Genomic DNA, 24,540 nt, shown 5'->3' with positions numbered 1-24,540 from the left:
CACGGCAACACGGACGCCGCCGCGACGTCACGACACGCCCGGGCGCGCTCCGAAAGGGCCGCTGATTGGACGACCCCGAGAGGCCGTGCTAGCGTTATCTCTTGTGCCGCGGGGTGGAGCAGCTCGGTAGCTCGCTGGGCTCATAACCCAGAGGTCGCAGGTTCAAATCCTGTCCCCGCAACAGAAGACACGAAGGCCCCGTCGAAAGACGGGGCCTTCGTCGCGTATGCGGCACGTGTTCACTCGGTGAGCATGGCCTCGCTCATACCGTCGAGGAACCGCGTCACGGTGCTCAGCTCCTCGGGACTGAAAGGCGCCATGGCGTTTCGCATGTGCGCCATTCGGGTCGAGAAGTGCCGACCGAAGTCCTCGCGTGATCGCTCCGTCAGTTCTATGACCAGCGCCCGACGATCTTTCGGATGCGGTGCCCGCTCGATGAAGCCCTCCCTCGAGAGACGATCGAGCATCTTCGTCGTGGACGCACTGGAGATCCCGAGGTGCCGTGCGAGGTCGTGGGGCTTGACCAGCTCACCCCGTTGCTCGCGGATGCTGAGCATGCGCAGCGCCGAGAGGTCGGTGGCGTTCATGTCCATGTCGGACCGCAGCCCGGTGTGCATGCGATCCATCGCGTCACTGAAGGCGCGTACGGCCTCGAGAGCCGATCGGACCGCCCGCTTCGACACCTGATCGGCGTGCGAGTCAACCATTGGACACCACCTTCCGAGCCTGGTTATCATCGGCTCAAACGCTAGTTAAGCTAACAAAAAGGCCAGACGAATGGCAGACCCTGGACGGTGACCGTGATCTCCCTGCCCGATGACAGCAGATCCGCCGTCGATCGTGCGCTCGACGAGGTCCTCACCCGTCTCACCCAGCGCGCGATCCCCCGAGGCTCGTCCGCCCTGGCGCTGATCCGTGCCGCCGCTGCCGCGGCAGCCGGCGGCAAGCGTTTCCGCCCGGCTCTGGTCATCGCCTCATTCGACGCGTTCGCGGGCGACCGCGCCGCCGCGCCGGGTCTCTGGGATGTCGCGGCGGCCTTCGAGCTGCTCCACACCGCGTTCGTCATCCACGACGATCTCATCGACCGTGACACCGAGCGCCGGGGCGTTCCGAACGTGGGCGGGACGTTCCGCTCGCGCGCGCGCGCCCTCGGCGTGAGCACCGAGGGCGCGGGGCGCGTCGGCGATGCCGCGGCCGTGCTGGCCGGCGACATCCTGCTGTACGAAGCTGCGCGCCTCGTCGCCACCGCGGATGTCGCCGCCGCCCAGCGCGTGCCCCTCTTCGATCTGCTCGATGACGCCGTCCTCGTCTCGGCCATCGGCGAGCTCGCCGATGTCGAGCAGGCCGTCGTCCCGACCGAGCCGGCGACCGACCAGCTGTTGAGCACCGCCCACGACAAGACGGCCGTGTACTCGTTCTGCGCGCCCCTGGCCGCCGGCGCCGTCCTCGCGGACGCCGACGAGGGCGATCGGGCCGTGCTGATGTCCGTCGGCGCCGACCTCGGTCTCGCCTTCCAGCTCGTCGATGATCTGATCGGGACATTCGGCGACGAGTCGCAGGCCGGCAGAGGCGCGGGCGCCGACCTGCGCGAGGCGAAGCGCACGCCGCTCATCTCCTTCGCCCGGGAATCGGCCTCGTGGCCGCAGGTCTCCTCCGCGCTGGCGATGGCACCCACGGGCCCCATCGCGGTGCAGGCCGCGCAGCGCGAACTCGACGCCAGCGGAGCTCGCGAGCAGCTCGTCACCCTGATCGCCCAGACGCTCGCCTCGGTTCGGCGCCGGGCGACGGAGCTCCCGCCCGCGGCGTGCGCGCTCATCGGACAGCTCGCCGACAGCATCGAAGGACGCATCCCGTGACGACCGACCGCACCGCGATCACGCTCTACGACCGCACCGCGCACGAGGCCGCGGCCGTGGTGATCTCGGCCTACTCGACCTCGTTCGGTCTCGCCGCACGGTTGTTGGGCCCCCGGGTGCGTCCGCATGTGCGCAACATCTACGCCCTCGTCCGCGTGGCCGACGAGATCGTCGACGGGTCGGCGGAGCAGGCCGGGCTGCCGATCGCGGCGCAGCGACGAGTCCTCGACGCGCTCGAGGAGGAGACACTGATCGCGGTCGAGGAGGGCTTCAGCGCCAACCTCATCGTCCACGCCTTTGCCTCGACCGCCCGCGAGTGCGGGATCGGTGCCGACCTCGTGCGGCCGTTCTTCGCTTCGATGCGCACCGACCTCGAGGTCACCTCCCACGATGCCGGGTCTCACGACTCCTACGTCTACGGTTCTGCGGAGGTCGTCGGGCTGATGTGCCTGCAGACCTTCGTCAACGCCGGCGGTTCGCATCCGCGTCCCGCCGATCCCGCTCTCGTCGACGGCGCACGCCGCCTCGGCGCCGCCTTCCAGGACGTGAATTTCTTGCGCGATCTCCCCCACGACGTCGGTTCCCTCGGACGCGATTACCTCGGCGTCGACGGGGCGGCCGGAACGTCGTCGCGCGTCGAGGTGCTCGATCGCATCGACGCTGACCTCGACGCCGCCGCGGCCATCATCCCCCGCCTGCCCGCTGACTGCCGACGGGCCGTCACCGCGGCGCACGACCTCTTCACGGCGCTCTCGCGCCGACTGCGACGGGCCGGGAACACCGATGAACGCGTCCGCGTCCCGGGCACCGTCAAGCTCGGGCTCGCTGCCCGGGCGACCGTCGGCGCCGCGCCTCTGCGAGCGGGCTCATGAAGCGCGCGGGCGCCGCCGGCGCAGCACCGGGCTCGCGCGTCGTCATCGTCGGCGGCGGGATCGCGGGCCTCGCCACGGCGGCGCTGCTCGCCGAGGAAGGCTACGCCGTGACGGTCGTCGAAGGACGGGACGAGACCGGCGGGCGCGCCGGCTCCTGGGAGCGCGACGGCTTCCGCTTCGACACCGGTCCGAGCTGGTATCTCATGCCGGAGGTCTTCGACCACTTCTTCGCCCTGCTCGGCACGAGCGCCGCGGCCGAGCTCGACCTGGTCCCCCTCGTTCCGGCCTACCGGGTGTACGCGGAACCCGACGGCGACGGAGCCGGCGAACACATCGACGTCGTCTCGGGGCGTACCGAGGCCACCGCGCTCTTCGAGAGCCGGGAGGCAGGCGCGGGCGCGCGCCTCGACGACTACCTCGACTCGGCCGCCGACGCCTACGACCTGGCGGTGTCGAAGTTCCTCTACGACACGTACGCGTCGTCCGAGGGGCTCCGCGACCCCGATCTGTTGAAGCGCGTGCCCACGCTCGCGCCGCTGCTGACCCGTTCGCTGAACCGACATGTCGCGAGCCGCTTCCAGGATCCGATGCTCCGGCAGGTTCTCGGCTACCCGGCGGTGTTCCTCGGATCCTCGCCCTACGACGTGCCGAGCCTGTACCACCTGATGAGTCACCTCGACCTCGATGATGCCGTGCTGTACCCGCGGGGCGGTTTCACCGAGGTCATCGCTGCCATCGAGCGACTCGCCCGCGCGCGGGGCGTCGAGGTGCGCACGGGCACGGCGGTCGCTCAGATCCTCACCGCCGCCGACGGGACCGCCACCGGCGTGCGACTCGCCGACACGACCGAGATCGCGGCCGACGTCGTCGTCTCCACCGCCGACCTGCATCACACCGAGACGGTGCTCCTGCCGCCCGAGCGCCAGTCGTACCCCGAGCGCTGGTGGCGCAAGCGCACACCGAGCTTCGGTGCCCTGCTCATACTGCTGGGCGTCGAGGGCGAGCTGCCCGAGCTCGCGCACCACACCTTGCTGTTCACGAGCGGCTGGCGCGAGAACTTCGACGCGATCTCCGGCCCCGACGCGCACATCCCCGACCCCGCGTCGCTGTACGTCTGCCGCCCGAGCGCGACGGACGACACCGTCGCCCCCGACGGCTCCGAGAACCTGTTCGTGCTCGTCCCCATCCCCGCCGACCCCGAGCTCGGACGCGGCGGCGTCGACGGCGGCGGCGACGACGTGATCGAGTCCGCCGCCGACCGGGCCATCGCGCAGATCGCCCAGTGGACCGGGGTCTCCGATCTCGCGTCGCGCATCCGGGTCCGCCGCACGATCGCCCCCGGCGACTTCGCCCGCGACCTCGGCGCGTGGCGCGGCAACTCGCTGGGACTCGCCCACACCCTCGGGCAGAGCGCACTTTTCCGGCCCGGCAACGCCTCGAAGAAGGTACCCGGCCTGTACTACGCCGGCGCCTCGGTCCTGCCCGGGATCGGCCTGCCCATGTGCCTCATCTCCGCTGAGCTCGTCGTCAAGCGGCTGCGCGGCGACACCACCGCCGGTCCACTGCCCGAGCCCGCGGCACCGACCGGTTGACCGGTGCCGGGCCTGTACCTCCTCGCCCTGCTCGTCTCCCTCTGCGGCGTCGGGCTGCTCGATCGCCGCTTCGAGCTCGCGTTCTGGCGCGACCGGCGGACGACCGTCGTCGCGACGCTGCTGGGAACGGCGTTCTTCCTGGTGTGGGATGCCGTCGGCATCGCCACGGGTGTCTTCGTCAAGGGCGACGGCGCGTCGCTCCTCGGTATCGATCTCGCCCCGCACCTCCCGGTGGAAGAACCCGTGTTCCTTCTCTTCCTCAGCTACCTGACGCTCGTCGTCTACGGCGGCGCGCGACGCCGCCACGAGCTCCGCAGAAGCCACGAGCATCCGCGAGACGACGCGCGCGGATCGGATGCTGCGCCGTGACGTATCCGCTCATCCTGATCCCCTTCGTGCTGCTCACGGTCGTCGTGACGGCGGCGTCAGCCCGACGGCCCGGCATCACCGCGCGGCTGGCGTGGTCGAGCGCCGCCGCGGCCGTGCTGATCGCCCTGACCGCGGTGTTCGACAACGCGATGATCGCGGCGGGCCTGTTCACCTACCCGGACCAGCACCTGAGCGGCCTGCGCATCGGCCTCGCCCCGATCGAGGACTTCGCCTACCCCCTGTGCGCTGCCTACCTGATACCGGCCGTCGCGACCCTCCTGGAGAAGCCGAACCGATGAACGCCCCCGTGCTCGCGCGCCAACTGCTCGTCGCCTCCCGTCCCGTCAGCTGGATCAACACCGCGTATCCGTTCGCGGCGGCCTACCTGCTCACGGCACGCGAGATCGACGCGACCCTCATCATCGGCACACTCTTCTTCCTGGTGCCCTACAACCTCGCGATGTACGGGATCAACGACGTCTTCGACTACGAGTCCGACCTCCGCAATCCCCGGAAGGGCGGCGCCCACGGCGCCATCCTCGATCGCAGCGTGCACCGGGCGACGCTGTGGGCCGCGGGCCTGTCGTGCCTGCCCTTCGTGGTCTACCTGGTCGCGGTCGGATCGCCCGTGTCGTGGCTCGTGCTCGCGGCCAGCCTCTTCTTCGTCGTCTTCTACAGCGCACCCCCGCTGCGGCTGAAGGAGCGTCCGTTCGCCGACTCGGTGACCAGCAGCATCCACTTCTTCTCCCCCGCCGTCTACGGGCTCGTCCTGGCCGGTGCGACGTGGACGTGGCAGCTCGGGCTCATCCTGCTCGGCTTCGCCGCCTGGGGCATCGCGTCGCACGCCTTCGGCGCCGTACAGGATGTCCTGGCCGACCGCGAGGCCGGCATCGCCTCGATCGCGACCGTGCGGGGCGCGCGGTGGACGGTGCGTTTCGCACTGGCGTGTTACGTCATCGCGGGCCTTCTCATGCTCGCGACGGCCTGGCCCGGGCCGCTCGCGGCCCTTGTCGCGGTGCCGTACCTCGTGACGCTGTGGCCGTTCCGCGACATCACCGACGACACCTGCGAACGAGCGACGGCCGGGTGGGACCGGTTCCTCTGGCTCAACCAGCTCGGCGGATTCCTGGTGACCCTGCTGCTCATCTGGTGGTGGCTGATCACGTCGTGACCGGCCACCACCGTCGCTCGGTCGGAGCGTCAGGCCGCGGGGGTGGTCGCCCCGGCGGCGCCGGCCGTCTCGATGATCCGGCTCGAGCGGATCGGATGGCCCTGCGTCGTCAGGCAGCGACCGGTCGCGAGGTCCCACTTCCAGTCGTGCAGGGAGCAGGTGAGCACGCCGTCCTCGATCTTGCCGGTCTTCGTCAGGTCGGCGCGCAGGTGCGGGCAGCGACGCTGCACCGTCCAGTCGCCGAGTTCGGCGTCCTCGGTCTGATCGGACTGCTCGGCGTACCAGTTCTCGACATACTCGATGCGGTCGCGCGAGAGGCACTTGAGGAAGGTCGTGAGGAACTCGTTGAACTTTCCGCTTCGACCGACCTCGAACTGCATGGAGAGGAAGATCGAGTTGGACCAGTCGATCTCATGGTCGCGGATATTGGTCGACACGAGGTCGGCGGGAATGGTGTACCAGTAGATGCACTCCTCACCGGCATACTCGCGGACCTTCGCCTTGGGGAAGTCCACGACCATGTCGAGGTCGCCGATGCGGAAGCGCACCATCCCCCCGACGCCGTTGCGGATCGTCCGCGCACGACGCAGCAGCGGCTCCCACCACTGCTTGATCTCGGCGAGCATCTCGTCGGGCGGCATGATCGGAGCACGAAGCGCGATCTCGGCGCGCACCTCGTCCTGACGGCTGTCGCGCTGCTCGGCGAGATAGGCCCACTTGTCGGAGAAGATCCGCTCGATCTCGGCATCCGTGTAGAGCGTCTGCGTGACCTCCAGAACGCCGTCGTTCAGATCGACCTGCGTGCCGGGAACGAACAGGTACCCCTTCTGGCCGGGCCGCTCGTCGGCCATGTGCGCCAGGAACTGGGCCTGATCGGTGAAGATCGAGTCGTTCTGCTCGCCCCAGCCGTTGTAACGGAAGAGCCCCTCGCGCAGGAACATCGGCGGGCCGGCCATCGGGAAGACGTGCGGAGCGTCGACCTTGTCGATGTAGTACATCGCCCGCTTGTTCTGAGCGTCGCGCTTGAGCTGCGCGAAGTTCTGCTTCGCGTCCTGCGGCAGGTCGTAGACCATCGGCCACCAGATCGCGCCCGACACCTGGGTGAAGTACGCCTCGGGCTTGCCGAACGACATCAGCTTCTCGAGGTCGAGCGGGTGGGAGTCGTTCTGATTCAGCATCGACCCGGTGCCGTCGTCCACCGAAAGCGACGAGTCGCCGATCGGGCCGTCGCTCGGTGCGCGCAGCGGCGTCACCATGAGCTTGAGGTCGCCGAACTCGAGCGGCACCCCCGCCTGCGTGTAGATGATGTTCTCGTAGCCGAGGTCGCGCAGGTCGCGCTCGAGGTCGTCCGTCGGATAGTCCGGCAGAAGCACGCGGATGTCGGTCGGGACGTGCGCCCGCAGCAGCGCGGGATCGAAATGGTCGCGGTGCCGGTGGGAGATGTAGAGGAAGTCGGCGCGTCCGAAGCGCTCCCAGTCGAGCCCGCGGTTGTCGGGGAACGGGAACCACGAGCCGAAGAAGCTCGGTCCGACGACAGGGTCGCAGAGGATGCTGCCCCCCGCCGTCTCGATGAACATTCCGGCGTGTCCCAGGCCTGTGATGCGCATGACGATGACCTCCTGTTGCGACTGATCGAGTCTACGTGAGGCCCCGCCGGCAGCCGGCCGCGGGGGCCGTGTCAGTTCGATGGACGCCGCCGCACTGCCGCGGCTGCGACGCCGGCTCAGGCGAGGAGCTGCCGGATGTCGTCTGCGGTCAGCGCGTTCGAGAACGAGCCGTCGGCGCCGAGGACGGCACTGATGAGACGCGCCTTGCGCCGTTGCAGTTCGACGACCTTCTCCTCGATCGTGCCGGCGGCGATCAGGCGGTACACCGTCACCGGACGGTTCTGACCGATGCGATGGGTGCGGTCGATGGCCTGCTGCTCGGCGGCGGGGTTCCACCACGGGTCGAGGAGGAAGACGTAGTCGGCCTCGGTGAGCGTCAGCCCGACACCCCCGGCCTTCAAGCTGATGAGGAACACCGGATCGTCGCCGCGTCGGAACTGCTCGACCACCGCGTGGCGCCGCGTCGTGGAGCCGTCGAGCCGTACGACGCCGACACCTCTCGCGCGCAGGTCGGCCTCCACGATGTCGAGGAACGACGTGAACTGGCTGAAGACGAGGGCGCGATGCCCCTCCGCGATCACCTCGTCGAGGCGGCCACGAAGCGCGTCGAGTTTGCTGGGCACGAGACCGGGACCGCCCGCATCCACGAGCGCGGGGGCGAGCGCCAGCATGCGCAGAAGCGTCAGGGAACGGAAGACGATGAACCGCTGACTGTCGAGTTCGTCCAGCAGCCCGAGCACCTTGCGTCGCTCGCGCTGCAGCACGCGCTCATAGACGGCGCGGTGACCGCTCGACAGCTCGACGCGGACATCCTGCTCCTGCCGCGGCGGCAGCTCCGCCGCGACGACGTCCTTGGTGCGTCGCAGCATGAAGGGCCGGACGCGGCGGCGCAGCCGGGCGAGCCGCCTTTCTCGCGCGGGACCACCCTCGAGGTTCTCGTCGACCCGGCCGTGCTCGATGGGGGTCACGTACTCCTCGCGGAAGCGGCGGGCGGACGGGAACAGTCCGGGACTCGTGAGCGAGAGGATGGCCCAGAGATCGGAGAGGCCGTTCTCGAGCGGGGTGCCGGTCGCCGCGAACACCACATCGGCGCGCAGCCCGAGCACGGCGCGATGCGCTCGCGTGCGCGGATTCTTGACGTACTGGGCCTCGTCGAGGATGACCGTCGACCACGCGCGCTCGGCGTAGGACGCCGCGTCCAACCGGAGGAGGGCGTATGACGTCACCACGATGTCCGCGTCGACCCCGTCGAGCCGCACTCCCGTGCTCCCGATGACGACCGTCCGCAGCCCGGGAACGTGCCGAGCCGCCTCGTCGCGCCAGGCCGACACCACCGAGGTGGGAGCGACGACGAGCGCGGGACGCGTCTCGCCGCGCTCGCGCTCGTGCTGGAGCAGGGCGAGCAGCTGCAGCGTCTTGCCGAGGCCCATGTCATCGGCGAGGATGCCGCCCAGGCGCGCATCGCGCAGAGCGGCGAGCCACCCGTAGCCCTCGAGCTGATACGGGCGGAGCGCGGTCACGACACCGGCGGGCGCCGGCGGCGGCTGGTCTGGCTCGGAGCCGGACTCGGCGCCGGACGGCGAGCCGGACTGGCTGCCGCGCAGGCGGTCGACGGCCTCGCGCCACCGCAGCGCAGGCTCGGCCTCGTCGGCGAGGTCCTCGAAATCCGTCCACACCTGCAGCTGGTACCGGCTGACGCGCGCGTTGCCGGTCTCCCACTCCACCAGGTCTCGCGAGTCCTCGATGAGGTCGCGCAGCCGATCCAGAGCGGGGTGCGCCAACGAGAAGTAGGCGCCGTCCGAGAGCAGCATCTTCTTGCGACGCTGCGCCAGTGCGGTGAACAGCGGCCGGAAGGGGATGCGGCGCCCCTCGACCTCGACGTGCACGCCGAGGTCGAACCAGTCGGCATCGGTCGTCTCCACCGTCCGCACGCTGATGCGAGGGTCACCCGACAGCTCGCGGTAGGTGCGCGACAACCCGGAAATCTCGACGCGGACGCCCTCGACCTGCTGCAGCGCCGGCAGCACCTCGTTGGTGAACTCCGCCGCATCGATGCCGGTGCGCCGGCCTGCCGGTGCGAACGGCTCGTCGGTCGCGCTCGCCCATGCCGCCTCGACGGCGGCCCGCAGCCCGTCCTCCCCCGGGGACGAACCGGTCTCGCCGTGCCAGGGCGCGCGGCCGACGCCGGGCACCTGCCAGGCGATGACGTAGTCCGCTTCGTCGCGAGGACGCTGGTCGACGCTGATGACGACTGTCGTGCGGTCGGGCGCCGGCAGGTGCACACCGCCCGCCGCGACCACGACCGTCTCGCGGGCCAGTCGCGGGTGGGCCTCGCGGAGGAACTCGCCGCGCTCGGTCGCCGGAACGGTCACCGGGCCGCCGGTGGCGAGCAGCGCGCGCACCCCCGCACCCAGGACGGCCGGTGCGAAGACGACCCGGAGCGACTCGCCGATCTGGTCGACGGCGTACACCCCGACGTGCCCCAGCGGGCGGGCGTGGGTTGCGACGTCACCGTCGTCGATGCGCACGACCGGCGTGAGTCGCAGACCGTCGCCCGCCGCGTCGACGCGCACCTCGACCGCCGCGGCCTCGCCGAGGCGCACCTCCTGGTCGGGACGCGTGGACACGATCGGGATGCCGAGCGCGGCCGCAGCCCGCAGGTGCGGCCAGAGCAGTTCCGAGTCCGCACCGTCGAGGGTCAGCCACTCGGAGTCGCCGTAGCCCCCCAGCAGCCGGGCGTCGTGCGCGATGCCGTAGAGGGTCGAGAACCAGCGCGCTCGAGCCGGATCGACGCGCCAGGCGCCCCGGCGGAGCGACTCCCAGCTCTCGTCGGCCTGCACCCACCGCCCGCTCGATCCGCTCCGCGAGAGCGGGCGGGCCGCGAGGCGCAGCTCACCGTCGGAGGTGGCGACCGTGCGCGCCGTCGCCGGAAGGACGCGCCGGGGGCCCCAATGAGCCTCGGACGCGCCCTCGCGCTGCCGCAGCTGGACGCCGAGTGCGACGGGAGTCGCCCCCGCCTCCGCGGTCGACAGGACGGCGCGCCAGGAGGGCGTCGTTCGACGGGTCACAGATCCGACCTCATGCGAGGATTCTCGCGCGAACCTCGGACGTCGGTCAGCCCAGTCGAGCCACGCGACCGAGGACGCCGTGGACGAAGGCGCTCGACCCGTCGGTCGAGAACTCCTTCGCGAGCTCGACGGCCTCGTCGATCGCGACGGCTGCCGGAACGCCGTCGTTGTACACGATCTCCCACACGGCGAGCCGGAGGATCGCCCGGTCGACCGCCGGCATCCGGGCGAGCGACCAGTCCTTGGCGAACGTGGTGATCTGCTCGTCGATGTCTTCGCGGTTGTCGATGATGCCGTCGATGATCTCGCGCGCGTACAGCCACGACGCCTCGCGCGCGGGCTCGAGGGCCGCACGCTTGGCCTCGGCGGCGAGCGTCACACCCAGGTCGTCGCCGCGGACGTCGGACTGGAAGAGGATGTCGAGGGCGCGCTTGCGCGCTTTGGACCGGGCACTCATCGGGCGAAGACCCGGCCTCAGTTCACGCGGCCGAGGTAGTCACCCGTGCGGGTGTCGACCTTGACCTTCGTGCCCTGCTCGACGAAGAGCGGGACCTGGATCTCGTGACCGGTCTCGAGGGTGGCGGACTTCGTGCCGGCCGAGGAGCGGTCGCCCTGCAGGCCCGGCTCGGTGTACGTGATCTCCAGGACGACGGAAGCCGGGAGGTCGATGTAGAGCGGGTTGCCGTTGTTGAGCGCGATCTGCACCTGCTGGTTCTCCAGCAGGAAGTTCTTCGCGTCGCCGACGGTGGCGGCGGCGACGGTGATCTGGTCGTAGTCGGCGACGTCCATGAAGACGAAGTTGTCGCCGTCGTTGTAGAGGTAGGTGAAATCGCGACGGTCGACGTTCTCGATCTCGATCTTGGCGCCGGCGTTGTAGGTGCGGTCGACGACCTTGCCCGACACGACGTTCTTCAGCTTCGTGCGCACGAACGCGCCACCCTTGCCGGGCTTGACGTGCTGGAACTCGATGACGTTCCAGAGCTGACCGTCGATGCTGAGGACGACGCCGTTCTTGATGTCTGCGGTCGATGCCATGGGTGTGGAGTTCCGTTCGTGAGGTCGGGCGGCCGGCGGGCCGACGATCGATTCTACGCGAGGATGTCGATCAGCTGCTGCGTCGCGCGCGCGTAGCCGCCCACGCCCTCCCCGATCACGTGCACGGTGGCGACGTCGGACACGTAGGAGTGATGACGGAACGCCTCGCGCTCATAGACGTTCGAGATGTGCACCTCCGCCACCGGCAGGGACACGCCCGCGAGGGCGTCCCGCAGCACGACCGAGGTGTGAGTGAGCCCGGCGGGGTTGATGACGATGCCGACGCAGTCCTCGCGTGCCGCGTGGATCGCGTCGATGAGCACGCCCTCGTGATTGCTCTGGACGCACCGCACCTCGATGCCGCGCTCGGCAGCGGTCGCAGCGACGAGCGCCTCGACGTCGGCGAGCGTCTCGTGTCCGTAGATCGCCGGCTCGCGCGTGCCGAGCAAGTTGAGGTTCGGTCCGTTGACCAGCAGCAGTCGGCGGGTGTTCACGCGCCCACCCTACCGACGTCGCGGCGGCTCAGGCGCCGACCTCCTGATAGGCGGCGAACAGCAGCGACTCGTCGGGTGCCTGCAGCACGGTCGGCTTGGCGATGTCGTCGAGGACGATGAAGCGCAGCATCGATCCGCGCGTCTTCTTGTCGCGCTGCATCGTCGCGAGCAGCTGACGCCACGCGCCCGCGCGATACGAGGTCGGCAGCCCGAGGGCCTCCAGGATGTCGCGGTGCCGCTGCGCCGCCGCATCCGGCAGCCGCCCCGCCAGGCGCGACAGCTCGGCCGCGAACATCATGCCGACCGAGATCGCGGCGCCGTGGCGCCACTGGTAGCGCTCCGCGTGCTCGATCGCGTGGCCGAGGGTGTGTCCGTAGTTGAGCACTTCGCGCAGCCCCGCCTCGCGCAGGTCCTCGCCGACGACGCGGGCCTTCATGTCGATGGCGAGCTCGATGCTGCGGCGGAAGGCGTCGCTGTGCGGATCGACGGCGGCCTCGGGGTCGGCCTCGATGAGGTCGAGGATCTCGGGATGCCAGATGAAGCCGGCCTTGACGACCTCGGCGAACCCGGCGACGCGCTCGTTGCGGGAGAGCCCGTCCAGCAGGTCGAGGTCGCAGACGACGGCGACGGGGGGCCAGAAGGCTCCCACGAGGTTCTTGCCCTCGGCCGTGTTGATCCCGGTCTTGCCCCCGATGGCGGCGTCGACCATGCCGAGCACCGTGGTGGGGACCTGCACCACGGCGATGCCGCGCAGCCAGGTCGCGGCAACGAAGCCGGCGAGGTCGGTGACCGCGCCGCCGCCGAATCCGACGACGGCGTCGGTGCGGGTGAAGTCGGCCTGGCCCATGACCTGCCAGCAGAACGCGGCCACCTCGATGCGCTTGCCCTGCTCCGCGTCGGGGATCTCGGCGAGCAGCACTTGACGGTCGGCCCCGAGCATCTCGCGCATCCGCTCGGCCTGCGCCGACAGCGTCGGCGGGTGGACGATGAGCACCTTGCGGGCGGCCTCAGGCAGGGCCGCGCCGACGAGCGGGAGGATGCCGCGCCCGATGGTGACGTCGTACGGGGCCGTGCCCGCGACGGTGATGACGGTGGTGTCGGTCATGACGTTGCCTCCTGCGCCCACGCCGCGACGGCGTCGACGATGTCCTGGATCCGGCCGGTGGATGTGTCGAAGCTCGCATCGGCGAGCCGCTCGTACAGCTCGCGGCGGCCCTCGGCCACCTCGCGCCAGCGTGCCAGCGGGTCGTCGCCCTGCAGCAGTGGCCGACGGGTGCCGGAGAGACGGGTGGCGATCGTCTGCTCCGACACGGTGAGCAGGACCACCCGGTGCGATGCGAGCTCGTGCTGCGTGTCGGGGTGCAGCACCGCCCCGCCGCCGAGAGCGACGACCCCGCCGCGGCCGAGGGCTTCGGCGACCGCCCCCCGCTCGAGCTCGCGGAAACGAGGCTCCCCGTGCTCGGCGAAGATCTGCTCGATCGGACCGTGGTCGCGGACGACGAGCCCGTCGCTGTCGGTGAAGGTCGTGCCGAGCACACGAGCGAGCTTCTTCCCGATGCTCGACTTCCCGGCCCCCATCGGCCCGATCAGGACGATTGCCGGACCGGTCATCCGATCGCGTCGTCGCTGAGGGCCGACGAGCGCAGCGTCTCGGGGATCGCAGCGAGGTAGCCCTCGAGGTTGCGACGGGTCTCGGCGACGTTGTCGCCCCCGAACTTCTCGAGCACGGTCTCCGCGAGCACGATGGCGACCATCGCCTCGGCGACGACACCGGCGGCCGGGACGGCGCAGACGTCGGAACGCTGGTGGTGGGCGGTCGCCGCTTCGCCCGAGACGACGTCGACCGTGCGGAGCGCCTTCGGCACGGTCGCGATCGGCTTCATCCCGGCGCGCACACGGAGCACGGTGCCGGTGGACATCCCGCCCTCGGTGCCGCCCGCCCTGTCGCTCGATCGGGCGATGCCGGCGTTCGTCGCGAACAGTTCGTCGTGTGCCGCCGAGCCGCGGCGGCGGGTCGTCTCGAAGCCGTCGCCGACCTCGACCCCCTTGATCGCCTGAATGCCCATGAGCGCCTGCGCGAGCTTCGCGTCGAGCCGGCGGTCCCACTGCACGTGGGAACCGAGCCCGGGCGGCAGCCCGTAGGCGAGGACCTCCACGATGCCGCCGAGGGTGTCGCCGTCCTTCTTCGCGGCGTCGACCTCGGTCACCATCGCGGCCGAGGTCTCGGCGTGGAAGCACCGCAGCGGGTCGGCGTCGAGCGCGTCGACGTCATCCGGGGTGGGAAGTGCCGATCGGTCCGGCACCCGCACCGGACCGATCGAGAGGGTGTGGCTGACGAGGCGGATGCCCAGTTCGCCGAGGAACGAGCGCGCCACGGCGCCGAGAGCCACGCGTGCGGCCGTCTCTCGGGCGCTGGCGCGCTCGAGGATCGGACGCGCCTCGTCGAAGCCGTACTTCTGCATGCCGACGAGGTCGGCGTGGCCGGGACGCGGGCGCGTGAGGGCGGCGCCGCGTCCGCGCGACTTCTCGGTGAGCTCGATCGGCTCGGGGCTCATCACCTCGACCCACTTGGGCCACTCGGTGTTGCCGATGCGCAGAGCGATCGGGCTGCCCAGGCTGAAGCCGTGACGGACTCCCGTCGAGATGGTCAGCTCGTCCTCCTCGAACTTCATCCGCGAGCCGCGACCGTAGCCGAGCTTGCGACGAGCGAGGTCGGCTTGGATGGCGGCGCGGGAGACGGGCACGCCGGCGGGCAGGCCCTCCATGAGGGCGACGAGTTCGGGGCCGTGCGATTCGCCGGCCGTGAGCACGCGGAGCATTCGTCTATCCTCCCACGAGCGCCCGGCGCATGACGGCGACCACGTCCTCCTCGCCGGGCAGGGGCGAATCGGGCGACCCGGTGACGAAGATCCGGATCTGCAGCACGGCCTGGTGCAGCAGCATCGTCGCGCCGGGATGCGCGGGGCGGCCCGACTTCAGCCAGGCGGCGCCGAGTGCGGTCGGCCACGTGCCGTAGACGACGTCGTAGAGCGTGCCGCCCGCGTCGGCGAGCCGGGCACCGTCCGCGTCCGCGACCGGCGCGTCGCCGGGCAGGGTCGAGACGGTCAGTTCGACCTCGCCGTCCGGAGTGCCGAGCGCCGAGACCGTCGCCGTGAGACCGCGGCTCTCGGCGAGTTCCCGCAGCGGCGCGGCCGCCTCCGGCCGCCGGGCCGTGATGTCGATGCGCCGGGCTCCGATGCGCTCGAGCGCGAGCAACGCGGATGTCGCCGTGGCCCCGGCGCCCACGATGCGGGCGCGGTCGACCCCCGCGGGCCCGACCTCGCTCAGCGCCGCCGCGAGCCCGCCGACATCCGTGTTGAACGCGGCCCACCCGTCGTCCGTGCGCACGAGGGTGTTCGCGGCGCCGGTGGCGGCCGCCGCGGCATCGCGCGTGCTGCCGGCGTCGTGCGCGAGCGCCTTGAGCGGCATCGTGAGCGACAAACCGCGGAACTGGGACGGCAGATGGGCCAGCTCGTGCGCGAACGACGACTCGTCGACGCGGCGCCGGTCGTACCGCCACGGCAGTCCGAGCTGCGCATAGGCGGCCGTATGGAGGGCCGGTGACAGGCTGTGCGCGATCGGCGAGCCCCACACCTCGAGACGTCGAGGTGCGCCCGAGGCTGCCTCAGCAGCCGCGGTTGTCATTGGCGTCGCACCACGCATTCCACTGCTCGATACCCGCCTGGTGCTCCTCGTAGGTCGCCGAGAAGATCGTCTCGCCGGTGTCCATGTTCCAGGTCACGAAGTACAGCCACGGCCCGTCGGCCGGGTTCATCGCGGCATCGATCGCCACGTCGCCCGGATTCGCGATCGGCCCCACCGGCAGGCCCGTTCGGACATAGGTGTTCCAGGGATTGTCGTCCTCGAGCGCCTCGGCCGACGAGCTGACCGTGCCGTCGTGCATCTCGTCGTAGCCGAACTGGGCGGTCGAGTCCATCTGCAGGGGCATGCCGTCGGCCAGGCGGTTGGCGATCACACGGGAGACCTTCGAGAAGTCGTCGGGCAGTCGCGCCTCGCGCTGGATGATCGACGCCGTCGTGAGAATCTCCTCGCGGCGATCCTCCGGCACTCCGGCCGAGTCCAGGGACTCGATCGTCCGCTCGACCATCGTCCGCACGATGTCGGTCGCCGCCGTCCCGGGGTCGAACTGGTACGTCGCGGGAAAGAGCCATCCTTCGAGCGAGTCCGCGGCCACGCCGTAGGCCGACGGGTCCGCGACGGCGGCCTGGAAGTCCTCGATGGGCAGTGACGTGCCCTCGGCCAGGATCTCCACCGTCTGCTCGACCGTCAGCCCCTCCCGCACCTGCGCCGCGTTCTCGCGCTTGCTCTCGGGATCGAGGATGCGTTCGAGCGCCGCCTCGGAGGTCATCCGCTGCTGCAGCGCGTAGACACCGGGCTGGAACGGCGGGTCCTGCGCGGTCGCGATGAGGTGGTCGTAGAAGGCCGTCGGCGTCTTCGTCACGCCCTGGTCGTAGAGCGTCTGCGAGATGGTGGACCCGGTGTCGCCGCTCACGACGGTGATGAGGACCTCGCCGGTCGCCTCACCCGCCTCGAAGTCCTTCGGCTCCTCCCACCCCATCACCGACCGGATCTGCGTCTCGTAGGTGTTCCAGACCCACGCCGCGCCGGCGCCGATGCCGCCGACGATCGCGAGGATCACGATGAGCACGGTCCACTTCGCGATCCGGCTCTTCCGCCGGTCGCGGTCATGCCGGCTGGGGATGTCGCCGACCTCGTGCGTGCTCACCTCACCGGTGAAGAGCGCGTCGAGAGTGCCGGCGGCGGGGGCCGCACGACGCGGCTGCTGCGCGGCTTCCGCGCCCTCGTGATGACCGAGGTGCCGTGAGGCGGGGGTGGGCACCGGCTCGGGAGGAATCTGTCCCGACTCCTCCGCCGCGTTCTGCGAGGCCGTGCGAGCGGCTCGGCGGCTCAGCGGGACGGAGCCGTCGTGCGGCGGGCGGTCAGTCATGTCAGGGGTGCTCCTGCGAGGATGCGACGGAAGCACCGGGCGGGTTACCGGTGCTCTTCTCGACGTCGAGTGCCTGCTGGAGGAGCACTACGGCGGCGACCTGGTCAACAATGCTACGAGACGATCGCTGAGATCGGCCCGAACCCCGCAGCGCGCTGTGCGCGCTCACGGTGCTGAGCCGCTCGTCGACGAGACGCACCGGATGACCGGCGGCGGCCAGTGCTTCCGCGAAACCGCGGGCGTCGGCGGTCGATGCCGTCTCCCGTCCGCTCAGCGCGACAGGCAGGCCGACGACCAGCTCGACCGCCTCGTACTCCGCGGCGAGAGCGGTGATCCGCGCGAGATCGCCGTCCCCGCGGGGCACGGTCTCCACCGGGACGGCGAGCAGGCCGTCACGGTCGCAGCGCGCGACACCGATGCGGGCCGTGCCCACGTCGACGCCGAGCCGCACGCCCGGACGGAATGCGCTCACAGGCCGCTCGCCGATTCGCGGACGGCGCGGAGGGCCGCCGGAAGCGCCGCGGCATCCGTCCCGCCGCCCTGGGCGACGTCGTCACGGCCGCCGCCTCCGCCGCCGAGGGCCGAGGCCGCCGCCTTGGCGAGCACACCGGCTTTGGCGCCGACGTTTCGCGCGGTGTCGTTGGTGGCGACCACGACCACCGGCCGCTCCCCCACCACCGCGCCGAGGGCGACGATCGCCGCGGCGTCGGCGCCCAGACGATCGCGCACCTGCAGCGCGAGGCTGCGGACGTCGTCGGCGGAACCGGCGGTGCCGAGCGACTCGGCCACGATCTGGAACGGCCCCGACGCTGCTGCGGTCGCCACGAGCTGAGGCAGCCGGTCGGCGAGGGCTCGCGCCTCGAACTGCGCGATGCGCTTCTCGGCGGCCTTCAAGCTCGCCGCGAGCTCCGCGATCCGGGTGGCGAGCTGGTCGCGCGGGGTCTTCAGCGAACTGGTGAGCTGCGAGACGATCGCGCGCTCGGCCGCGAGCTCGCGGAAGGCGTCCTGACCGACGAGCGCTTCGACGCGCCGGTTCGACGCACCCACCGACGACTCGCCGATGAGGTTGATGAGGCCGACCTCGGCGCTCGAGCCGACGTGGGTCCCCGCGCACAGCTCGCGCGACCACGGGCCGCCGATGTCGACCATGCGAACGGTCTCGCCGTACTTCTCCCCGAACAGCGCCATCGCTCCCGCCGCCTTGGCCTCGTCGAGCGACATGATGCGTGTCGTGACCTCGAGGTTCTCGCGCACCGCGTTGTTGGCGATCTCCTCGATCTCGGTGCGCGTCTCCGGCGACAGCGCCTGACCCCACGAGAAGTCGAAGCGCAGGTAGCCGGCGCGGTTGAGCGACCCCGCCTGCGTCGCGCTCTTGCCGAGCGTGTCACGGAGGGCCGCGTGCACCAGGTGGGTCGCGGAGTGGGCCTGCTGCGCGGCGCGACGGTTCGCGGCGTCGACCACGGTCGTCGCCGCTTCGCCGACGGCGACTTCCCCGGTCGTGACCTCGACCGTGTGGCTGACCAGACCCGGAACCGGCTTCTGCACGTCGAGAACCTCGAGCTCGTAGCCGGGGCCGACGATGACGCCCTTGTCGGCGACCTGGCCGCCCGACTCGGCGTACAGCGCCGTCTCGGCGAGGATCACCTCGGCGATCTGACCCTGGCTCGCGCGATCGACCGAGACACCGCCGACGAGGATGCCGAGCACGGTCGACCCGGTCTCCAGCTCGGTATAGCCCGTGAACACCGTCTCGCCCTGTGCCCGGAAGTCACGGTAGACGCTCGTGTCGGCGAGCTGGCCCTTGCGGGAGCGGGCGTCGGCCTTCGCGCGCTCGCGCTGCTCCTGCATCAGAGTGTCGAACGCGCCGCGATCCACGCTCAGACCCGCCTCCTCGACGATCTCGAGCGTCAGGTCGATCGGGAAGCCGTAGGTGTCGTGCAGGAGGAACGCCTGCGCGCCGCTCAGCTTCCCGCCGCCGGCCTTCTTCGCCTGGGCGACGGACTCGTCGAGCAACTCCGAGCCGGCAGCGAGGGTCCGCAGGAACGTCGCCTCCTCGGCGAGGGCGTACTGCGACAGCCGGGCGTAGTCGGTCTCGACGATCGGGTAGGCCTCCTTCATCGCGTCACGCGATGCCGCGAACAGCTCGGCGAAGCTCGGCCCGTCGACGCCCAGCAGCCGCATCGACCGGATGGCGCGACGCATGAGGCGGCGCAGGATGTAGCCGCGCCCGTCGTTCGAGGGCGTGACGCCGTCGGAGAGCAGCATCAGCGACGAGCGCACGTGGTCGGCGATGACACGGAAGCGCACGTCGTCGTCGTGGTCCGCCCCGTAGGTCTTGCCCGCGAGCTCGACCGCCTTGTCGAGGACCGGGCGGACCTGGTCGGTCTCGTACATGTTGTCGACGCCCTGCTTGATGAAGGCGACGCGCTCGAGCCCCATGCCGGTGTCGATGTTCTTGTTCGGAAGCTCACCGACGATCGTGAAGTCGTACTTGGAGCGAACGTCCGTGATCTCGTACTGCATGAACACGAGGTTCCAGATCTCGACGTAGCGGTCGTCGTCGGTGGCGGGCCCCCCGTCGATGCCGTAGGCCGGTCCGCGGTCGAAGAAGATCTCGGAGCACGGCCCGGCCGGACCCGGCAGACCGGTGCTCCAGTAGTTCGTGTCCTTGCCGAGGCGCTGGATCCGCTCGTCGGGCAGCGTCGAGTGCTCGAGCCACAGCTCGCGCGCCTCGTCGTCCTCCTCATAGACGGTGACCCAGAGGTCCTTCGGGTCGAAGCCGAGCCCACCCTCCGACTCGGGGCTGGTCAGCAGCTCCCACGCGAACGAGATCGCGCCCTCCTTGAAGTAGTCGCCGAACGACCAGTTGCCGAGCATCTGGAAGAAGGTGCCGTGGCGCGGGGTCTTGCCGACCTCCTCGATGTCGTTCGTGCGGATGCACTTCTGCACGTCTGCGGCGCGCGCGTACGGCGCCGGGACGTCGCCCGAGAGGTAGGGGATGAAGGGCACCATGCCCGCAACGGTGAACAGCAGCGCCGGGTCGTCGGTGACGAGCGAGGCGGAGGGCACGATGGTGTGCCCCTTCTTCTCGAAGTAGTCCAGGTAGCGCTGGGCGATCTCGGCGGTCTTCATCGGATTCCTTCGGCAGGCAGGCATCGGCGCCGCGCCCGGGGGCGCGACGCCGCAGTCGGTTCGGGGGTCAGTGTGAGGCTTCGTCGGCCGCGCGCTGGGGCTTCGCGACGGCATCCGGTGCCGTGGGCGCGACATCGGAGGCTGTCTCGATGACGGCGTCGGCCGCGTCGGCGGCGGCCTCAGCGGACGCATCGAGGGCGTCGGGCGCGACGCCCTTCACGTCGGCGGCGAGGCCCTCCATACGGGCCTCCTGCTCGCGGTACGCGTCGCCGATCCGGTCGGTGAACTCCGAGATCCGGGCGTCGACCTCGGCGAGCATTTCGTGACCGCGCGGATCCTTGTTGACCACGTGCGCGGCGACGAAACCGCCGGCGACGCCCAAAACGAACCACAGCGCGTTCTTCATGGCATCCATGTTAGGCGCAAAGCACGAAGGGCGCCGGGAGAACCCGACGCCCTTCGTGGCGATGCTGAGAGTCATCGCGCCATGGACTCAGCGCGCGGCGTAACAGCGCATCTGGCCGCGTGGCGGCTGTACTACGCCCCGCTTAGCGCGCGGCGTAACGGCGCATCTGGCCGCGTGGCGGCTGTACTACGCCCCGCTTAGCGCGCGGCGTAGTACTCGACGACGAGCTGCACGTCACACGTGACGGGCACCTCGGCGCGCTTCGGGCGACGCACGAGGCGTGCCTGCAGCTTGTCGAGCTCGACCTCGATGTAGCCCGGAACCGGGGGCAGGACGTCGGCGTGACCGCCGGCTGCTGCGACCTGGAACGGCTCGAGCGACTCGCTCTTCTCCTTGACGTGGATGAGCTGGCCCGGCTTCACGCGGAACGAGGGACGGTCCACGAGCTGGCCGTCGACGAGGATGTGGCGGTGCACGACCAGCTGACGAGCCTGCGCGGTCGTGCGGGCGAAGCCGGCACGGACGACGAGGGCGTCCAGACGCATCTCGAGGAGCTCGACCAGGTTCTCACCGGTCAGGCCGTCCTTGCGGCGAGCCTCGTTGAAGGTGTTGCGCATCTGCTTCTCGCGAATGCCGTACTGCTCGCGCAGACGCTGCTTCTCACGCAGACGGACGGCGTAGTCGCTGTCGGCCTTGCGCTTGGTGCGGCCGTGCTCACCCGGAGCGTAGGGACGCTTCTCGAGGTAGCGGGCGGCCTTCGGGGTCAGCGCGACGCCGAGGGCGCGCGACAGGCGGACCTTGCGGCGGTCCTGAGACTTCGTGGTCACGAAGTTCTCCTTCCGATGACGTGGTCGCGACGTTCGCGACTCACGGACGTATCTCCATCTCCTCGCCCATCTCGGACTGCACGCCGGGGCACGCCGAGAGGTCTTGATCAGAGGAGAGGGATGCCCGAAAACTGGGCTTCGAGCCGGTCGAGTCTATCAGACCGGCCCGCGGGCCTCCGCGACGACGAGGTCGAGGATGCCGTCGGGGTAGAACGGCTTCGTTCCGCGTCGCAGGTCGTCGATGCGGTACCAGCCGACCGACGTGTCACCGTCGAGGACGTCGAGCCGCTCCGTGATCGGCAGCGCAGCGAGCTCGGTGCTGCGGACGGCGAAGACGTGCGCGATCTCGTGCCCGCGTTTGCCGCCCGCGTCGAAGATGTTCTCACTGACGGCGAGAAGTCGCAGCTCATCGACGTCGGCCGCGAGCTCTTCGTGGAGTTCCCGCCTCATGGCGGCCGCAGCGGTCTCACCGAATTCGATGCCGCCACCCGGTGCCCGGAGGAACGGCGGCCGTCCCACCCGGCCGGCGTACTCCTCGGCGAGCACGTATCCGTCCTTCACCACCACGGCGACCGAGATCGCGCGGATGCGGGGCGGGGCGACGAGCTCGCTCGCGTACGACTCGACCGACCGACGGTAGGCGGGCAGGTGCGGGGCGAGCGCGCGGAGCGCGGTACGGAGGGCGGGCGCGGGCTTGTTGTCGCTGAAGAGCGCGAGCGCCTCGAACGCCCGCGCGGCGTCGACGAGGGGGTCACCGGCGGGGAAGCGGTGCAGCAGCGCCAGAGCGCCCGACGCATCCCCTACGTTCCGCAGCGAACTCGCCAACTGGATGAGGCACGACGACCGGCGCTCCCCCTCGAGCCCCGCTGCCAGCGCCGCGCGGTACAGCGGGATGGCCTCGGCCTCCTCGCCGAGGTAGTCGTGCACGGACGCCCGCTCATAGTCGGCGATCGCCGCGCCGGGTGCGACCTCGGCGAGCAGAGCCTCGAGCTCGATTCGAAGGCGCTCGGCGCTCTTCTCCTCGGCGTTCTCCCAGAACGCGTCGAAGGGGTCGGTCGCCGCCTGCCCGGCCGCGACGGTATGCGAATCCGCCGCCGACCCCCCACCGGCCCCGGCGAGGAGGTCGCGGACGAGTGCCTGCGCGGTTTGCAGCGCGGGGTCGACCGCATCGGCACGAGCGAACCGGACGAGACCGCGCACTGCCGGTCCGCCGTCGCTGATCTCGCCGGTCGTGAGGTGCTCGAGCAGCGCGGATGCCGGGATCGTCCGCACCCGGCCGCTCTCGTGCTCCCCCCAGGTCGGCTCGGCGACGCGGACGCAGCCGGCGGCGATGATCACGTGGCGCCGGCGCCGCCCGTTCGCGGCCGCCCACTCGGCGCCGGCGTCGAACACCGCGCCGGCGCGGTAGCCCGTCTCCTCGAGCAGTTCGCGCACGCCGGCTTCGGCCGCATCCTCGCCCGCGTCGATGAGGCCGCCGGGAAGCTCCCCGAGCACGCGGCGCGGGCCGACCCGGAACTGGTCGAACAGCACGATGGAGTCGTCGGGCGTGACGGCGACCACCGTGACGGTGTCGCCGATCTCGACGACGTCCCAGTCGCTCTCACTGCCGTCGGGCAGCCGGTAGCGATCTCGTCGGACGCGGACGTAGCCGTCGAACGCGAGGGACGACCCGAGCAGGGTCCAGTCGGGGACGTCTCCGGTCATCGCTCACTCCCCCAGGATCTTCCGCAGCTTCTCGACGCGCGCGCCGATGTCGCGTTCGACGCCGCGGTTCGTCGGCTCGTAATAGCGCCGGCCCCGCAGTTCGTCGGGCAGGTACTGCTGCGTGGCGACCCCGACATCGAGGTCGTGCGGATAGATGTAGCCCTTGCCGTGTCCGAGTCGCTTCGCTCCCGCGTAATGGGCGTCGCGCAGGTGCTGGGGCACCCGCCCGAACCCGCCGGCACGGACGTCGGAGATCGCGGCGTTGATGGCGTTGTAGGCGGCGTTCGACTTCGCCGTCGTGGCGAGGTACGCCGTCGCCTCGGCCAGAGGGATGCGGCCTTCGGGCATGCCGATGAAGGCGACGGCATCGGCTGCCGCGACGGCGATCGACAGCGCCTGCGGATCGGCGAGACCGATGTCCTCCGACGCCGAGATGACGAGCCGACGCGCGATGAATCGGGGGTCTTCGCCCGCCTCGATCATCCGCGCCAGGTAGTGCATGGCGGCGTCGACGTCGGACCCGCGGATCGACTTGATGAAGGCGCTGATGACGTCGTAGTGCTCGTCGCCCTGCCGGTCGTAGCGGAGCAGGGCACGATCGACGGCCTGCGCGACATGGTCGGCGGTGATGACGGGGACCTCGTCGTCGTCGCCGGGCTCGGCCATCGTCGCGGCGGCCTCGAGAGACGTGAGCGCGCGCCGAGCGTCACCGGACGCGAGTCGGACGAGCGCCGTGCGCGCGTCGTCGGCCAGCGCGATCGAGCCGGCCAGGCCACGCGCGTCGGTGACGGCCCGGTCGATGAGCCCGCCGAGATCGTCGTCGCTCAGCGGCTGCAGGGTGAGCAGCAGCGAGCGCGACAGCAGCGGGGCGACGACCGAGAACGACGGGTTCTCGGTGGTCGCGGCGATGAGCAGGACCCAGCCGTTCTCCACCCCCGGCAGCAGCGCATCCTGCTGCGCCTTGGTGAACCGATGGATCTCGTCGAGGAACAGGATCGTGGAGATGCCGTACAGATCGCGCTGGTTCATCGCCTCCTGCATGACCTCGCGCACGTCCTTCACCCCGGCGGTGACCGCCGAGAGCTCGACGAAACGGCGGCCGGACGAACGGGCGATCGCCTGGGCCAGCGTCGTCTTGCCCGTGCCGGGCGGCCCCCAGAGCACGACCGAGACGGCGCCGCTGCGGTTGCCGTCGGGTGACGCGAGGGCCACGAGCGGCGACCCGGGACGCAGCAGGTGGGATTGACCTGCCACCTCGTCGAGGGATGTCGGGCGCATGCGCACCGCGAGCGGCGTCTGCCCGGAGAAGAGCGCGCTCGAATCGGTCATCCCCTCAGGCTAGTCGCGCAGGGGGACACCCGGATTTTGTCGCCGTACCGAGCCGCGCCGTAGGCTTGAG

General features: G+C 70.7%; 23 protein-coding genes and 1 tRNA gene. 7 read left to right on the top strand and 17 right to left on the bottom strand.

The window, feature by feature from the left end:
* The first annotated feature begins 107 nt into the window (after nucleotides 1-107).
* A tRNA-Met gene (locus ACPYN5_RS06555) sits at nucleotides 108-181 on the top strand.
* Between the two features lie 58 nt (nucleotides 182-239).
* Here the strand turns inward: ACPYN5_RS06555 and ACPYN5_RS06550 are convergent.
* Nucleotides 240-707 carry a MarR family winged helix-turn-helix transcriptional regulator gene (locus ACPYN5_RS06550; RefSeq protein ID WP_424448167.1) on the bottom strand — a complete coding sequence of 156 codons (468 nt, stop codon included), beginning with the start codon at nucleotides 705-707 and terminating at the stop codon, nucleotides 240-242.
* A gap of 87 nt (nucleotides 708-794) precedes the next feature.
* Between ACPYN5_RS06550 and ACPYN5_RS06545 the strand changes: the two genes are divergently transcribed.
* The 6 genes from ACPYN5_RS06545 to ACPYN5_RS06520 are packed head-to-tail and all read left to right on the top strand — an operon-like array spanning nucleotide 795 to nucleotide 5,860.
* On the top strand, nucleotides 795-1,856 hold the full coding sequence (locus tag ACPYN5_RS06545; protein WP_424448166.1) for a polyprenyl synthetase family protein: 1,062 nt from the start codon (nucleotides 795-797) through the stop codon (nucleotides 1,854-1,856).
* The gene (locus tag ACPYN5_RS06540) at nucleotides 1,853-2,728 is read left to right on the top strand and encodes a phytoene/squalene synthase family protein (protein ID WP_424448165.1); all 876 of its coding nucleotides are present in this window, start codon (nucleotides 1,853-1,855) and stop codon (nucleotides 2,726-2,728) included. Before ACPYN5_RS06545 ends, ACPYN5_RS06540 begins: the two co-directional genes overlap by 4 nt.
* Nucleotides 2,725-4,320, top strand: a complete 1,596-nt coding sequence (gene crtI, locus ACPYN5_RS06535) for a phytoene desaturase family protein (protein WP_424448164.1) — start codon at nucleotides 2,725-2,727, stop codon at nucleotides 4,318-4,320. The genes ACPYN5_RS06540 and crtI overlap by 4 nt, the downstream gene beginning before the upstream one ends.
* Nucleotides 4,321-4,323: 3 nt before the next feature.
* Nucleotides 4,324-4,689, top strand: a complete 366-nt coding sequence (locus ACPYN5_RS06530) for a lycopene cyclase domain-containing protein (RefSeq protein ID WP_424448163.1) — start codon at nucleotides 4,324-4,326, stop codon at nucleotides 4,687-4,689.
* Nucleotides 4,686-4,988 carry a lycopene cyclase domain-containing protein gene (locus ACPYN5_RS06525; RefSeq protein ID WP_424448162.1) on the top strand — a complete coding sequence of 101 codons (303 nt, stop codon included), beginning with the start codon at nucleotides 4,686-4,688 and terminating at the stop codon, nucleotides 4,986-4,988. Before ACPYN5_RS06530 ends, ACPYN5_RS06525 begins: the two co-directional genes overlap by 4 nt.
* Nucleotides 4,985-5,860: a prenyltransferase gene (locus tag ACPYN5_RS06520; protein WP_424448161.1), complete on the top strand. Its 876-nt coding sequence runs from the start codon at nucleotides 4,985-4,987 to the stop codon at nucleotides 5,858-5,860. The genes ACPYN5_RS06525 and ACPYN5_RS06520 overlap by 4 nt, the downstream gene beginning before the upstream one ends.
* Nucleotides 5,861-5,889: 29 nt before the next feature.
* Here the strand turns inward: ACPYN5_RS06520 and ACPYN5_RS06515 are convergent, their stop codons facing one another.
* From ACPYN5_RS06515 to ACPYN5_RS06440, 16 genes are all read right to left on the bottom strand, one after another.
* Nucleotides 5,890-7,467 carry a Rieske 2Fe-2S domain-containing protein gene (locus ACPYN5_RS06515; protein ID WP_424448160.1) on the bottom strand — a complete coding sequence of 526 codons (1,578 nt, stop codon included), beginning with the start codon at nucleotides 7,465-7,467 and terminating at the stop codon, nucleotides 5,890-5,892.
* Nucleotides 7,468-7,583: 116 nt separating this feature from the next.
* Nucleotides 7,584-10,535 carry a DEAD/DEAH box helicase gene (locus ACPYN5_RS06510; protein WP_424448159.1) on the bottom strand — a complete coding sequence of 984 codons (2,952 nt, stop codon included), beginning with the start codon at nucleotides 10,533-10,535 and terminating at the stop codon, nucleotides 7,584-7,586.
* Between the two features lie 46 nt (nucleotides 10,536-10,581).
* The gene (nusB, locus tag ACPYN5_RS06505) at nucleotides 10,582-10,992 is read right to left on the bottom strand and encodes a transcription antitermination factor NusB (RefSeq protein WP_424448158.1); all 411 of its coding nucleotides are present in this window, start codon (nucleotides 10,990-10,992) and stop codon (nucleotides 10,582-10,584) included.
* A gap of 17 nt (nucleotides 10,993-11,009) precedes the next feature.
* On the bottom strand, nucleotides 11,010-11,570 hold the full coding sequence (efp, locus tag ACPYN5_RS06500; RefSeq protein ID WP_424448157.1) for an elongation factor P: 561 nt from the start codon (nucleotides 11,568-11,570) through the stop codon (nucleotides 11,010-11,012).
* Nucleotides 11,571-11,623: 53 nt separating this feature from the next.
* Complete coding sequence (gene aroQ, locus ACPYN5_RS06495; RefSeq protein ID WP_424448156.1) at nucleotides 11,624-12,064, bottom strand: type II 3-dehydroquinate dehydratase; 441 nt, start codon at nucleotides 12,062-12,064, stop codon at nucleotides 11,624-11,626.
* A 28-nt stretch (nucleotides 12,065-12,092) separates the two neighbouring features.
* A complete protein-coding gene (aroB, locus tag ACPYN5_RS06490; RefSeq protein WP_424448155.1) occupies nucleotides 12,093-13,169 on the bottom strand; it encodes a 3-dehydroquinate synthase in 1,077 nt (358 codons plus the stop codon).
* Nucleotides 13,166-13,675, bottom strand: coding sequence for a shikimate kinase (locus ACPYN5_RS06485; RefSeq protein ID WP_424448154.1), 510 nt, complete (start codon nucleotides 13,673-13,675; stop codon nucleotides 13,166-13,168). Before ACPYN5_RS06485 ends, aroB begins: the two co-directional genes overlap by 4 nt.
* Nucleotides 13,672-14,883 (bottom strand): chorismate synthase, encoded by a 1,212-nt coding sequence (gene aroC / locus ACPYN5_RS06480; protein WP_424448153.1) that lies wholly within the window; start codon nucleotides 14,881-14,883, stop codon nucleotides 13,672-13,674. Before aroC ends, ACPYN5_RS06485 begins: the two co-directional genes overlap by 4 nt.
* A 4-nt stretch (nucleotides 14,884-14,887) precedes the next feature.
* Nucleotides 14,888-15,748, bottom strand: a complete 861-nt coding sequence (locus ACPYN5_RS06475) for a shikimate dehydrogenase (protein WP_424448152.1) — start codon at nucleotides 15,746-15,748, stop codon at nucleotides 14,888-14,890.
* Complete coding sequence (mltG, locus tag ACPYN5_RS06470; RefSeq protein WP_424448151.1) at nucleotides 15,729-17,072, bottom strand: endolytic transglycosylase MltG; 1,344 nt, start codon at nucleotides 17,070-17,072, stop codon at nucleotides 15,729-15,731. Before mltG ends, ACPYN5_RS06475 begins: the two co-directional genes overlap by 20 nt.
* 1 nt (nucleotide 17,073) lies before the next feature.
* Nucleotides 17,074-17,544, bottom strand: coding sequence for a Holliday junction resolvase RuvX (gene ruvX / locus ACPYN5_RS06465; RefSeq protein WP_424448150.1), 471 nt, complete (start codon nucleotides 17,542-17,544; stop codon nucleotides 17,074-17,076).
* The gene (alaS, locus tag ACPYN5_RS06460; RefSeq protein WP_424448149.1) at nucleotides 17,541-20,204 is read right to left on the bottom strand and encodes an alanine--tRNA ligase; all 2,664 of its coding nucleotides are present in this window, start codon (nucleotides 20,202-20,204) and stop codon (nucleotides 17,541-17,543) included. Before alaS ends, ruvX begins: the two co-directional genes overlap by 4 nt.
* Nucleotides 20,205-20,271: 67 nt before the next feature.
* Entirely contained in the window at nucleotides 20,272-20,610 is a 339-nt protein-coding gene (locus tag ACPYN5_RS06455; protein ID WP_424448148.1) for an ATPase, read from the bottom strand.
* A gap of 197 nt (nucleotides 20,611-20,807) precedes the next feature.
* Complete coding sequence (rpsD, locus tag ACPYN5_RS06450) at nucleotides 20,808-21,437, bottom strand: 30S ribosomal protein S4 (RefSeq protein WP_091499036.1); 630 nt, start codon at nucleotides 21,435-21,437, stop codon at nucleotides 20,808-20,810.
* Between the two features lie 156 nt (nucleotides 21,438-21,593).
* Nucleotides 21,594-23,141: a tetratricopeptide repeat protein gene (locus ACPYN5_RS06445; protein ID WP_424448147.1), complete on the bottom strand. Its 1,548-nt coding sequence runs from the start codon at nucleotides 23,139-23,141 to the stop codon at nucleotides 21,594-21,596.
* A 3-nt stretch (nucleotides 23,142-23,144) separates the two neighbouring features.
* Nucleotides 23,145-24,470 (bottom strand): replication-associated recombination protein A, encoded by a 1,326-nt coding sequence (locus tag ACPYN5_RS06440; protein WP_424448146.1) that lies wholly within the window; start codon nucleotides 24,468-24,470, stop codon nucleotides 23,145-23,147.
* Nucleotides 24,471-24,540 lie beyond the last annotated feature (70 nt).

The organism is Microbacterium arborescens (assembly GCF_049707515.1).
Taxonomy (GTDB): Bacteria; Actinomycetota; Actinomycetes; order Actinomycetales; family Microbacteriaceae; genus Microbacterium; species Microbacterium arborescens_B.
Note: the sequence above shows the minus strand (reverse complement) of the source record. Positions and strands in the feature narration are given on the sequence as shown.

Coding starts and splice junctions, on each gene's coding strand:
- ACPYN5_RS06550 (WP_424448167.1), bottom strand. CDS start 707: ATGGTTGACTCGCACGCCGATCAGGTGTCGAAGCGGGCGGTCCGATCG.
- crtI (WP_424448164.1), top strand. CDS start 2,725: ATGAAGCGCGCGGGCGCCGCCGGCGCAGCACCGGGCTCGCGCGTCGTC.
- ACPYN5_RS06520 (WP_424448161.1), top strand. CDS start 4,985: ATGAACGCCCCCGTGCTCGCGCGCCAACTGCTCGTCGCCTCCCGTCCC.
- ACPYN5_RS06515 (WP_424448160.1), bottom strand. CDS start 7,467: ATGCGCATCACAGGCCTGGGACACGCCGGAATGTTCATCGAGACGGCG.
- nusB (WP_424448158.1), bottom strand. CDS start 10,992: ATGAGTGCCCGGTCCAAAGCGCGCAAGCGCGCCCTCGACATCCTCTTC.
- efp (WP_424448157.1), bottom strand. CDS start 11,570: ATGGCATCGACCGCAGACATCAAGAACGGCGTCGTCCTCAGCATCGAC.
- aroB (WP_424448155.1), bottom strand. CDS start 13,169: ATGACCGACACCACCGTCATCACCGTCGCGGGCACGGCCCCGTACGAC.
- ACPYN5_RS06485 (WP_424448154.1), bottom strand. CDS start 13,675: ATGACCGGTCCGGCAATCGTCCTGATCGGGCCGATGGGGGCCGGGAAG.
- aroC (WP_424448153.1), bottom strand. CDS start 14,883: ATGCTCCGCGTGCTCACGGCCGGCGAATCGCACGGCCCCGAACTCGTC.
- ACPYN5_RS06475 (WP_424448152.1), bottom strand. CDS start 15,748: ATGACAACCGCGGCTGCTGAGGCAGCCTCGGGCGCACCTCGACGTCTC.
- mltG (WP_424448151.1), bottom strand. CDS start 17,072: ATGACTGACCGCCCGCCGCACGACGGCTCCGTCCCGCTGAGCCGCCGA.
- alaS (WP_424448149.1), bottom strand. CDS start 20,204: ATGAAGACCGCCGAGATCGCCCAGCGCTACCTGGACTACTTCGAGAAG.
- ACPYN5_RS06455 (WP_424448148.1), bottom strand. CDS start 20,610: ATGAAGAACGCGCTGTGGTTCGTTTTGGGCGTCGCCGGCGGTTTCGTC.
- ACPYN5_RS06445 (WP_424448147.1), bottom strand. CDS start 23,141: ATGACCGGAGACGTCCCCGACTGGACCCTGCTCGGGTCGTCCCTCGCG.
- ACPYN5_RS06440 (WP_424448146.1), bottom strand. CDS start 24,470: ATGACCGATTCGAGCGCGCTCTTCTCCGGGCAGACGCCGCTCGCGGTG.